At 62.7% G+C, this 11,526-nt stretch carries 12 protein-coding genes; 4 read left to right on the forward strand and 8 right to left on the reverse strand.

Annotated features, from left to right (window positions below; translation table 11 throughout):
* Positions 1-35: 35 nt before the first annotated feature.
* Genes chlG through idi form a run of 4 tightly spaced genes read left to right on the forward strand, consistent with a single transcriptional unit; the run spans position 36 to position 3,960 of the window.
* On the forward strand, positions 36-965 hold the full coding sequence (chlG, locus tag AC6I9R_RS00825; RefSeq protein WP_461427003.1) for a chlorophyll synthase ChlG: 930 nt from the start codon (positions 36-38) through the stop codon (positions 963-965).
* On the forward strand, positions 962-2,254 hold the full coding sequence (locus tag AC6I9R_RS00830; RefSeq protein WP_461427002.1) for a BCD family MFS transporter: 1,293 nt from the start codon (positions 962-964) through the stop codon (positions 2,252-2,254). The genes chlG and AC6I9R_RS00830 overlap by 4 nt, the downstream gene beginning before the upstream one ends.
* A gap of 2 nt (positions 2,255-2,256) precedes the next feature.
* The gene (locus tag AC6I9R_RS00835) at positions 2,257-3,438 is read left to right on the forward strand and encodes a geranylgeranyl diphosphate reductase (protein ID WP_461427001.1); all 1,182 of its coding nucleotides are present in this window, start codon (positions 2,257-2,259) and stop codon (positions 3,436-3,438) included.
* 6 nt (positions 3,439-3,444) lie between these two features.
* The gene (idi, locus tag AC6I9R_RS00840) at positions 3,445-3,960 is read left to right on the forward strand and encodes an isopentenyl-diphosphate Delta-isomerase (protein ID WP_461427000.1); all 516 of its coding nucleotides are present in this window, start codon (positions 3,445-3,447) and stop codon (positions 3,958-3,960) included.
* 15 nt (positions 3,961-3,975) lie between these two features.
* On the opposite strand, the gene dxs is transcribed toward idi, so the two are convergent.
* From dxs to bchZ, 8 genes are all read right to left on the reverse strand, one after another.
* On the reverse strand, positions 3,976-5,898 hold the full coding sequence (gene dxs / locus AC6I9R_RS00845) for a 1-deoxy-D-xylulose-5-phosphate synthase (protein ID WP_461426999.1): 1,923 nt from the start codon (positions 5,896-5,898) through the stop codon (positions 3,976-3,978).
* Between the two features lie 131 nt (positions 5,899-6,029).
* Positions 6,030-7,178: a photosynthetic reaction center cytochrome PufC gene (pufC, locus tag AC6I9R_RS00850; RefSeq protein ID WP_461426998.1), complete on the reverse strand. Its 1,149-nt coding sequence runs from the start codon at positions 7,176-7,178 to the stop codon at positions 6,030-6,032.
* Between the two features lie 3 nt (positions 7,179-7,181).
* Complete coding sequence (gene pufM, locus AC6I9R_RS00855; protein WP_461426997.1) at positions 7,182-8,180, reverse strand: photosynthetic reaction center subunit M; 999 nt, start codon at positions 8,178-8,180, stop codon at positions 7,182-7,184.
* The gene (gene pufL, locus AC6I9R_RS00860; protein WP_461426996.1) at positions 8,180-9,088 is read right to left on the reverse strand and encodes a photosynthetic reaction center subunit L; all 909 of its coding nucleotides are present in this window, start codon (positions 9,086-9,088) and stop codon (positions 8,180-8,182) included. Before pufL ends, pufM begins: the two co-directional genes overlap by 1 nt.
* Before the next feature lie 141 nt (positions 9,089-9,229).
* Positions 9,230-9,397 carry a light-harvesting antenna LH1, alpha subunit gene (pufA, locus tag AC6I9R_RS00865; protein ID WP_257893838.1) on the reverse strand — a complete coding sequence of 56 codons (168 nt, stop codon included), beginning with the start codon at positions 9,395-9,397 and terminating at the stop codon, positions 9,230-9,232.
* A gap of 14 nt (positions 9,398-9,411) precedes the next feature.
* Positions 9,412-9,561, reverse strand: a complete 150-nt coding sequence (gene pufB, locus AC6I9R_RS00870; protein ID WP_044006188.1) for a light-harvesting antenna LH1, beta subunit — start codon at positions 9,559-9,561, stop codon at positions 9,412-9,414.
* Between the two features lie 212 nt (positions 9,562-9,773).
* A complete protein-coding gene (pufQ, locus tag AC6I9R_RS00875; protein WP_461426995.1) occupies positions 9,774-9,995 on the reverse strand; it encodes a cytochrome PufQ in 222 nt (73 codons plus the stop codon).
* The gene (bchZ, locus tag AC6I9R_RS00880; protein ID WP_461426994.1) at positions 9,988-11,472 is read right to left on the reverse strand and encodes a chlorophyllide a reductase subunit Z; all 1,485 of its coding nucleotides are present in this window, start codon (positions 11,470-11,472) and stop codon (positions 9,988-9,990) included. The genes pufQ and bchZ overlap by 8 nt, the downstream gene beginning before the upstream one ends.
* Positions 11,473-11,526: the final 54 nt, after the last annotated feature.

The following is an 11,526-nucleotide window of genomic DNA, read 5'->3' on the forward strand; positions in this document are numbered from 1 at the left end:
TGCCGACTCGCAGGGTGTCAGCTTAAGCTGACACTATGAGTGTAACGACCGACCTCACACATTCTGAGACGGACTCTCGGGCCAACGCCCTGCGCCGGATGCCAGAGCCGCGTGCCGTCCTGACCCTGCTGAAACCGATCACATGGTTTCCGCCGATGTGGGCCTATGCCTGCGGCGTCGTGTCGGCGGGCGTGCCGCTGTCTGGCAACTGGTTTCTGTTGGTCTTGGGCGTCATCCTTGCAGGCCCCATCGTCTGCGGCATGAGCCAGGCGGCCAACGATTGGTGCGACCGCCACGTGGACGCGATCAACGAGCCGGATCGCCCGATCCCCTCGGGCCGCATCCCGGGCCGTTGGGGCCTTTGGATCGCGCTTGGCATGTCCGTCTTCGCGGCATTGGTGGGCCTGGCGCTTGGTCCCTGGGGCTTTGGCGCCACATTGGTCGCCATCGCGGCGGCCTGGGCGTATTCAGTGGAGCCCATACGCATGAAGCGCTCGGGCTGGTGGGGGCCGGGCCTGGTGGGGCTGTCCTATGAAAGCCTGCCCTGGTTCACCGGCGCCGCTGTCCTTTCCATGGGCGCGCCGTCCTGGCCCGTGATCATCGTGGCGCTTCTCTATGGCATCGGCGCACACGGGATCATGACCCTCAATGATTTCAAGGCACTGGAAGGCGACCGCCAGATGGGTGTGAACTCCCTTCCCGTGACGCTTGGCCCGGAACTGGCCGCGAAAGTGGCCTGCATTGTGATGATCGTCCCGCAACTGATTGTCATCGGCCTGCTCATCAACTGGGGCGTGCAATGGTACGCGCTGGCGATCATCATCAGCGTGATCCTGCAGCTCTACGCCATGGGCGTGATGCTGAAGGATCCAAAAGCGAAAGCGCCTTGGTACAACGGCACCGGCGTAATGCTTTACGTGCTTGGTATGATGGTCACCGCCGTCGCGATCCGGGGGCTGGCATGACGTTGGGCTGGGGCGGCATCATCCGGCTTTGCCTGACGAACATGGCCATCGGCGGCCTCGCCGCCCTGCCCGTGAACCTCTTCAACCGCCTGATGACCGTGGACCTGCATTGGCCCGCGATCCTACCCGGCCTTTTGGTCGCCCTGCACTACGGCGTGCAGATGACGCGGCCCTATTGGGGCCACCGCTCCGATGCCAAAGGCGGGCGCACCCCGTTCATCCTGGGCGGCGTGGCCATGACCGGCGCGGGCCTGATCGGCGTCGCCTATGGCATTGCTTTCGTTGAAAATTCCGCCACCGCGCTGACCCTTTGGATCGCCTCATACGCCGCCATTGGCCTTGGGATCGGCGCCGCTGGCACCTCTTTCCTGGCGCTTCTGGCGACCACCGTGAAGGACGAACACAAGGGTGCTGCCGCCACCATCGCGTGGCTTGGCCTGATCATCGGCGCCATCGTGGTGTCTATTGGCGCAGGCATCGCGCTTGATAATCCCGACGCCGCAGTCCGCGACGGCATCACCCTTGATCCCTATGTTGCCAGACGCCTGCTGCCCGTTGTCGGCATCGTCGCCCTCGGCACGCTGGCGCTGGCAACCCTCAGCACCTGGGGGATTGAGGCGCGTTTGGGCGCGGTCCCTGCCCCGTCCCAGCCCGCGCTTCTTCCCGCCCTGCGCGCCACTTGGGCAGACCCGTCGGCCCGCGCTTTCACCGGGTTTGTCTTCCTGTCGATCTTCGCCTTCTACCTGTCCGAGCTGGTTCTGGAGCCTTTCGCAGGCCACATCCACGGGCTGGAGCCCGGTGACTCCACCAAGCTTTCCGGCGCCAAAGACGGCGCGTCCCTGCTGGGGATGCTCGCCGCAGGTGCCCTGTCCACCCTGCGCATTGGCAGCCTGCGCACTTGGGCCGTGATCGGCTGCGTCATCTCTGCCGCGGGCCTCATCGGCCTTGGCATGGGACTGGCGCTGATCCCCTTCACCGTCGTCCTGGGCGTCGGTAATGGCCTCTTCGTCATCGGTGCCATCGGATCGATGATGCGCCTTGCCGCCGCCGAGCGGGGCGCTGCCGGCACCCGCATGGGTGTCTTCGGCGCATCGCAAGCCATTGCCGCTGGCCTCGCGGGTCTTGCCGCGACCGGCATCCTCGACATCGCGCGCCTCGCCCTGCCGATGGAGGCCGCTTACGGCACCGTCTTCGGGATCGAGGCTATTCTTTTCCTCGCCGCTGCCCTCGTGGCCGGGCGGCTTCTACACACGCGGGCTTATCAACCCACACTGCAACCGGGAGAATGACCATGAAATACGATGTTGTTGTTGTGGGTGGTGGCCCCTCGGGCGCGACCGCTGCGGAAGATCTCGCCCGCTCTGGCCATACGGTCGCGCTGATTGACCGCGCGGGCCGGATCAAGCCCTGTGGCGGTGCCATCCCCCCGCGCCTGATCGCGGATTTCAACATTCCGGACAGTCAGATCGTCGCCAAGATCACCACGGCGCGGATGATCTCCCCCACCCAGCGCAAGGTCGACATCCCGATCGAGAACGGCTTCGTCGGCATGGTCGACCGAGAGCATTTCGATGAGTTCCTTCGCGTGCGTGCCCAAGGGGCCGGGGCGGAGCGGCATACCGGCACCTACACCAAAATCACCCGCGACAGCGACGGGACCCATGTCCACTACCGCGACAAGGCCAGCGGGGAAGAGGTCGTGCTGGACACGAAGATGGTCATCGGTGCCGACGGCGCGCGGTCCAACGTCGCCAAGCAAGAGATCAAGAACGGCGATAAGGTGCCCTATGTGATCGCGTACCACGAGATTATCGAAAGCCCGGACGCGACCGAGGCCTATGACCCGATGCGCTGCGACGTGATCTATGATGGCAGGATCAGCCCGGATTTCTATGGCTGGGTCTTCCCCCACGGCAAATCCGCCAGCGTCGGCATGGGCTCCATGATCAAGGACGTGGACCTGAAGGAAGCCACGGCGGCGCTGCGCGCGGCCTCGGGCCTGACGGACTGCAAGACGATCCGCAAGGAGGGCGCGCCGATTCCGCTGAAACCTCTGGATGAGTGGGACAACGGGCGCGACGTGGTTCTGGCCGGTGATGCGGCAGGCGTTGTCGCGCCGTCGTCCGGTGAAGGGATTTACTACGCGATGGTCGGGGGCCGCGTGGCCGCCACGGCGGCGGCGGCGAAGCTTCAATCCGGCATGATCAAGGATCTGCAACTGGCCCGCAAACTGTTCATGCGCGAGCACAAGAGCGTCTTCAAGGTCCTCGGCGCGATGCAGAACGCCTATTACCGCAGCGATGAGCGGCGCGAGCGGTTCGTGAGCCTCTGCCACGATATCGACGTCCAGAAGCTGACGTTCGAGGCCTATATGAACAAATCCCTGGTCAAGGCGCGTCCGATGGCGCACATCAAGATTGGCATCAAGAATGTCTCTCACCTGCTTGGCCTCGTGCAGCCGACGCGCGTATAGAAGCCCATGACCATTCACATTCCCACTTGGGTCGACGGGACCCTGCAACCTGTGGAGAAGCTTGAAGCGCACCAGCGCGGGCTTCGCCATAAGGCGATCTCTGTGTTCATTCTGCGGGGGGGCGATGTGCTGCTGCAGCGCAGGGCCCTGTGCAAGTATCACACCCCCGGATTATGGGCGAATACCTGTTGCACGCACCCCCAGTGGGATGAGGCAGGTATGGATTGCGCGGTCCGCCGGCTCGATGAGGAGGTGGGGATCAAAGGCGTGCCTTTGACCTACCGAGACACCGTCGAATATCGCGCCGATGTGGGCGATGGGCTGGTTGAGCATGAGGTTGTGGATATCTTTGTGGGTGAAATGCCCGCTGGGGTTGAGCCGGTCCTAAACCCCGAGGAAGTGATGGAGGTCGCCTGGCGACCTCTGGCGAGCCTCGCGGACGAAGTGAACGCAGCGCCCGAGCGGTTCACGCCCTGGCTGCAGATCTACCTTGAGAAGTACTCACACATCATCTTCGACTAAGCGCCGCGCCGGACCTCAGGCGCGGGACTTTTCCTCAAACTGACCAACGGTGGCGCCGAGCGCCTCCAATGCCTCCCGGGCGATATCCTCGGCTGTCAGGCCAGCGTCGGCATACATGTCGGCGGGGCTTGCCTGGTCAATGAAGCGGTCGGGAAGATGCAGGGTGCGCAGGGTGCACCGGCCATCGAGTTGCCCCGTGGCGGCGAGGTGGTGCAGTACGATGCCGCCGAAACCAAGCATTGAGCCTTGTTCAACCGTGATCAGCGCCGAGTGATCGGCCATGAGTTGATCAACCAGGGCGGTGTCCAGCGGTTTGGCAAAGCGGGCGTCCGCAATGGTGACGGTAAGGCCCCGGGCCTCCAGCGCTTTGGCGGCGTCCTTGGCCTCTTCCAGATGCGCGCCAAACGACAGAAGGGCGACGTCTTGGCCCTGTTGAAGGACGCGACCTTTGCCGATTTCGAGGGGTTCGCCAGTTTCGGGCAGTTCAACCCCCGTCCCCTCCCCACGCGGATAGCGCAGGGCGATGGGGCCGCTGTCGTGGGCGGCGGCGGTGGCCATCATATGCACCAGCTCCGCCTCATCGGCGCAGGCCATGACGGTCATGTTGGGCAGCGCGGCGAGGTAGCCGATATCAAACGCGCCGGCGTGGGTCGGGCCATCGGCGCCGACAAGGCCCGCGCGGTCAATCATGAAGCGGACGGGCAGGTTTTGCAGGGCGACGTCGTGGACGATCTGATCATAGCCCCGTTGAAGGAAGCTAGAATAAATCGCGCAGAAGGGTTTCAGCCCGCCTGCCGCCATCCCGGCGCTGAAGGTGACAGCGTGCTGTTCCGCGATGCCGACGTCGAAGACACGCTTCGGCATGGCCTTTTGTAGGGTCGAAATTCCAGTGCCGCCGGGCATAGCGGCGGTGACGCCGACGATACGGTTATCCGTCTCTGCCATGCTGAGCAGGGTCTTTCCAAAGACACTCGTATAGCTTGGCGCATTGGGGGCAGACTTCTTCTGCTGGCCGGTGGCGACGTCGAACTTGGCGACGCCGTGATAGCAATCATCCGATAACTCAGCGGGGCTGTAGCCCTTGCCCTTGACCGTGACGGCATGGATCAGAACCGGCCCGGTCGCGCGGGCCTTGGCGGCGCGGAGGGTTGTCAGCAGCTCATCCATATCATGGCCATCGATGGGGCCGATGTAGGTGAAGCCCAGGTGTTCAAATAGGGTGGCAGAGGGTTGGTGGCCGGTCACAAGCTCCCGCGCGCGCTCGGCCCCTTGGCGGAGCGGTTCGGGCAGGTGCGAGGCGACGCCGTCGGCAATCTCTTTCAACGTCGCGAGCGGAGAGTTCGATGACAGGTTCGACAGATAGGTCGACATGGCACCGACGGGGGGCGCGATGGACATCTCGTTATCGTTGAGAATCACGAACAGGCGAGAGCCGAGATCGCCCGCGTTGTTCAGCGCCTCATAGGCCATGCCCGCGCTGATCGAGCCATCGCCGATAACCGCAATCCCGTCGCCCGTCGCCTCGCCCAGATCTTGCGCGGCGGCAAAGCCGAGCGCGGCAGAGATAGAGGTGGAGGAATGGGCGGCACCAAACGGATCATACTCAGACTCGGACCGCTTGGTGAAACCGGAAAGACCGTCTTTCTGGCGCAGAGTCCGGATGCGGTCACGCCGCCCGGTCAGGACCTTGTGGGGGTAGCATTGGTGGCCGACGTCCCAGACAAGCTTGTCATAGGGCGTGTTGAAGACAGCGTGAATCGCAACGGAAAGCTCCACCACACCCAGGGACGACCCCAGATGTCCGCCGGTCTCGGAGACCGCGGAAATCACCTCTGCGCGCAGTTCATTCGCACAGGTGGCCAGATCCGCATCGGACATGCGGCGCAGGTCGGACGGGTAGGTGACTTGATCCAGAATAGGGGTATGAGGGCGGTCCATTGGGCGTTCCTTTAGGCTCGAACGCGCACAACAGAGACATGTCTTGGCGTTCATGGCAGTGCCGGCGGGGGTCTGACGTCCACCGGGTAGAAAAGCGGCGGCGAAGGGATGATCCCTCGCCGCCGATTGATTTACTCTGCCGCTGCTTCTTCCCATGCGGAGTAGTCGGGGGGACCCTCCAACACGTTCAGCTCGGGCCAGTTGGCGATCACGTTCAGGCCCTGCATCGGCTGCTGGTAGCCCTGGTGACAGGTGCGGCAGGCAGCCAAGGGCGCGTCGCCGTAAACCGGACCCAGCCGGTTTTCGGGATACACATCCTGCAGCGGCAGCAGGTGATCGGCGATCATCTCTTGCACCATGATGATGCCAAGCGATGCGGTGCCCCACTGCGGTGTGTTCTGCCCCCCATCGTAGAACGCGCGAGAGTTGTGGCAGAAGACACAATTCACCCCCAGCGAGTTCGAGATGTAGTTCATGAACGCGTAGGTCCGCTCGGTCTGCTGGATCAGCGGATCGCCGGGCTGCTGCTGAACGCGGGACTCCAGATCATGGACGGCGATCATGTTGTAGCCGCCGTCTTCCGACTCCAGCAGGTAATGCTCCAGATAGTCCGAGGGCAGAGAAGTGAAGTTGGACGCCATCGTCGCGCGGTTTTGGTTCGCGCTCCATCCTTCGGCGTTCTCGTTCACCGGGCTGATGCGGAACCAGATGTTGTTGGGCACGGGCTGTCCGCGGTGACAGGTGTAGCAGGTGACGCCAACTTCATAGTTGGCATTCACATGGGCATCCCAGTTCACGTTGATATTGCGCGTCATCGTCAACATCGAGCGGGCCACGACCTTTGTGTAAAGGTCATCATCCGCATATTCCCCTTCCGCCGCGTTGGCGTGGCAGTAGGTACAGCCTTCTTCGGGCGCGACCCAGGCCGTCATGGCGTTCATCAGACGGTTGAAGTTCAGGTCGGTCAGTTCGCCGAGAACTTGAACGTTCTCGTAGATGTCGCCGGCCAGTTCTTCGCCTTCTTCCGGAACCCAGGGCTCATCGGTGTAGTAATCGGCGATGGTGGGATCCGGGGTGGCAATGGCCGCCTCGAACTCAGGCACATGCATGCCCGTGCCGCGCGGGCCCGTTTGCATGGAGGCCGTTGCGTAGGGCTGGCCAAAGCCCACGATCAGCGCGGCAACAAAGACCGCCCCACCTACGGCGCCGACAGCAATCGCCGGGCCGAAGATGTTGGTGGGATTGTCGTCATTCCACTTATCAAACCACTTGGGAAACATTGATCACTCCTCCCCTCGTGTGACGCCGCCGAAGTCCTCGTAGCTGCCGTAGGCTTCATAGCCATAGGGTTCGAGGTAGTCGGGGGCGAAGTTGTGTTCCTGGGCCCAGATGAACCAGTTATCCACCACCGTCCCGGTCAGAAGGATGCCGATCCCGCCGGTGATGGGTGTCAGCACCGCGAACCACCAGGCCCAGCGGTGAATGCCTTCCATCGTGGCGTTGAAGCCCATGGTCCAGCGCCAGAACAGGCCCGCCCGTTCGGACGCCGTGCCGCGGTCGATGATCTGCTCCAGCTCTCGGTCGCCGCCATAGCGGGACACGGCCAGGATCGTCGCGCCGTGCATGGCGAACAGCAGGACCGAGCCGTAGAGGAACACGATCGAGAGGCAGTGGAACGGGTTGTAGTAGAGGTTGCCGTAGCGAATGGAGAACGCTGTCGTCCAATCGAGGTGCGGGAAGATGCCGTAGGGCACGGCTTCACTCCACGAGCCCATCAGGATCGGGCGGAAGAGGCCCAGCACCAGGAACAACCAGATCGCGGCGAGGAACGCCCAGGCGATGTGTTTGCCCATCTGGTGTTCCACCGCGAGCATATAGGTCCGCAGCCACCAGAACATCACCGAGATCAGCAGGAAGAAGCTGGAAATGATGTACCAGCCGCCATCATTGAGCGGCGGCATCCGCAGGCCCCATTCGGGTCCGGGCGGCTCCAGCGACAGCCAGAACAGTTGACGGATGAACTCCGGGATCGACCAGTCGACGTGGGACAGCATGTTGAAGCCCACGATCATGAACCATGCAGCACCCGTGGCGAGGGAGATCAGGCCCGCATAGCCGAGGTAGATCGGACCGAGCTGTGCATTGCCGATCCAGCCGATCAGGGTCGAAAACGACGCCCCTGTCCGCTCTTTCATCAGCGTGCCCTGGTCGTCCATGCCCATCTCGGGCTCACCTTGGACTTGGACCTGGGTGAAGATGTTTTGATACTCGAAGTAGGCCATTACTCAGTTCCCCCCGTCACATCGGCGTAGCCCGCCTCGGTTCCGTAAGTCGCCATGCCCGTCGTATCGAGCGCGACGCCCTGATCCGGCCAGATCGGCAGATCGAGCCACCAGTTCCACCATTCGGGCCAACCGGCCGTCCAGACGGGACCCGAGATGATGATGCAGACGGCGCTGAAGAAACCCGCCGACAGGGCCAGCAAAAGACCCACGCGGTGAATGCCGAGCGTGCCGATGGAATAGCCGATGAAATCGCGGAAGAAGCTGTCTTCGTGGTCCGGCGTCTTCATTAGCGTGCCCTTCTCAGGGTTCGCCGCCGACAGGATCAAGCCGCCGTGCAGCGCTAAGGCGAAGGTCGTGCCGAAGAACAGCGACACGGCGATCATGTGGGCCGGATTGTAGTGGAAGTGCAGGTAGGAATAGCCCACGTTCGACACCCAATCGAGATGGCTGAAGATCCCGTAGGGGAAGCCGTGCCCCCAGGCGCCCATCAGAAGCGGGCGGAAGATGACCAGGGTGGCGTAGGCGAAGATCGCGAAGCTGAAGGCGAAAGGCACGTGGTAGCCCATGCCCAGCTTGCGGCAGATCTCGACCTCGCGCAGCGCCCACGAGATAAACGCGCCCATGGCGCAGAATGTGATGATTTGCCAAAGCCCGCCCTCCATGAGCGGCGCAAAGCCAAGACCGTAAGACAGGTCTGGCGGGGCAATGTTGATCGTCCAGGGGTTGAACGTGCCCTGCATAGCCGCGCCCCAGAAGATGAGGATCGTCCCTAACAAGGCGAAAAAGGCCGTCGTGACCCCAAAGAAGCCGACGTAGAAGGGGCCGACCCAGAAGTCGAACAGATCACCGCCGACCAACGTCCCCCCACGGACGCGATACTTTTTCTCGAAGCTTAGCAAAGCCATGCGCTCTCTCCGCGTTTGGCGGCGTGCCCCTTGGTGGTGGTCAGCCGTCAGTCAATTCTTTTCGGTGTTTGCTACGGGCGAGAGGGGTGAGCCCCCGCCCGCAGCTGTTGTCGATGCCGTGAAGCTAGGGAAGTCGGGGGCTTACTCGCCGCCGAACCCCATGTTCATTGCGGCGGACTCGAACCAGTTCATGCCGGACGACAGCACCACCAGGTGGATCATCGCTGCCAGCAAGAAGAGGAAAACGCCCTGCGCCACGAACACGCGGCGGGGGTCGAAGATGAGCCAGACTTTGTAGAACTTAGCCATTCTCTATTCCCTCTTCAGAACCAAGGCGCCCAAAAGTACGTGGCGATATGAGCAACGAGGGCGACGGCCGAAAACAGCCAGAGCCCGCTCATATACACCGCGTGCAATTCTTGCGCCTGCTCGTCGGTGAGACCTGTAAAAGACAGATCGGAATTATCAGCCATATTTTCCTCCGGAACGTCAGACTGACGCCGCAAACCCTGCGGCCAGGCCCCGACAAGGCGTCATTACCCTGCCGGCTTCCACCTTCCACACGCATGCGCGCAGGGTCGGTGAATTCAGTTTCGGCTCCGGTCGTCACGCCGAGTGTGTTCTTGTCCCGTTGTCCGCACACCTGGGTCTAGTCAGGCTCTAAAGTGCGACTTCGGGAGGGATCTCAGGCCGCGAATATCATCGGTGTGATCATTCCGGCCTGGCTCCAGGCCCGCTTGATCGGGCCTTTGTCGGTCATGCTGCCCGACTTGATCGCTGCCAGCGCCCAGGTGAGCGTGGCCAGCGGCAAAGTCGCGACAAAGATGATCGCGAAGTAGACGAAGAACTCGGTCTTGGGCGGCTTGGACCGCGTCTGGACCGGGGTGTTCGAGGTCATGTCACTCATCAGATTTCTCCTCCTCGTCGAAATCGAAACCGGCAGGCGCCAGGCGCTTGACGGTGGCTGTCATCACCCGCTCTGCCCCGCCTTCAAGCGCAGCCTTTTCGGCAGCGTCACGAAGGGTCTTGGCGGCGGAAATACGGGTGAGGATCGGATGCTCGGCCACGATACGATCCAGCAGAGCCTGTGCTTCAGGCTCCCACGGGAAATCGCGGCGAAGCGTGGTGGGGGTGGCGGCGGCGCTGTCCATCTCGGAACCGAGCGGCAGGATATGGAAGAGCGCATCGAAAAGGCCATTGCAGACCTCTTGCAGCATATACGTGGCACCGGCGTAGCCCATGAAGGGCGTGCCCGTCGCGCGACGGATCGCGGCGCCGGGGAAGCTGGCCGGGATAAACGCGGGCTTGGGGCCAAATCCGGCGGCCATTTCCGCCAGGTACATCTTCTCGTTGATCGAGCCCATCAGGACTAGCGGGCGCTTCTCCGACACCATGGCGCGGACGGCATCGTTGTCGGTCTTCTTGCCAGCGGTCCGCGCGACGGCGAAGGCACAGGGCAGGCCAAGGTCATCTTCAAGGTACTTGCGCACCCCGCGCGCGTAGGTCTCATTCGCGACGATCCCGAAGGAGGCGGTGGCAAAGAAATCCTGCGTCACGGAGCGCCAGAGGTCCCATACCGGCTTGATGGTGGAATGCTTCTCCTGCTCGATGAACGGCTCGGCGTCGAGGCCGGTCAGTTCAGCCAAAGTGCGCAGGAACTTGGTGGTGCTTTCCACACCAATTGGCGCTTGCAGGTAGGGCTTGCCGAGAACCTCGCAGAGGCCCCGACCAAACTCGCGATACATGCAGATGTTCACATCAGCATTCACCAGATCGCGCATTTCCGCGACATGGGCGCCGAGCGGCATCACCATGTTCACCTCGGCGCCGATACCCTCAACAAGGCGCCGAATCTCGGCCAGGTCAGAGGGCATGTTGAAGGTGCCATACATCGGCCCGAGGATATTGACGCGGGGCGCAGCGCCCTCTTCGCGCTTCTTCTCACGCGGCATCCGACCCTTGGTCATGCCGAACTCGGTGAAGATCCAGGTCATCGCGCGGTCGGCGCTTTCCCATTGGTCCTCATCAATCGTGCGCGGCAGGAAGCGCTGGATGTTGGTGCCCTGGGGCGTCACGCCACCGCCGATCATCTCGGCAATCGATCCGGTGACAACCACAGACGGCAGTGCTGGGTCCAGCGTTTCCCAAGCGCGCTTCATCGCGCCCTCGGTGCCATCGCGGCCCAGCTCTTCCTCACCGAGACCCGTCGTAACGATGGGCAGCTCATGCGGAGGCAATCCGTCGGTGTAGTGCAGAACGGAAGTCACCGGCAGGTTTTCACATCCAACAGGCCCATCGATAATCACCTGCAAGCCTTTGACTGCGGTGAACGCGTACACGCTTCCCCAATAGCCGCCTGCCCTATCGTGATCTTGGATCAGCATGACGCTCCCCCATTCCCCGTTCCGGAAATATCCCGGGGTTGCGGGGGCTGGCCC

It is taken from the genome of Gymnodinialimonas sp., from assembly GCF_059726805.1.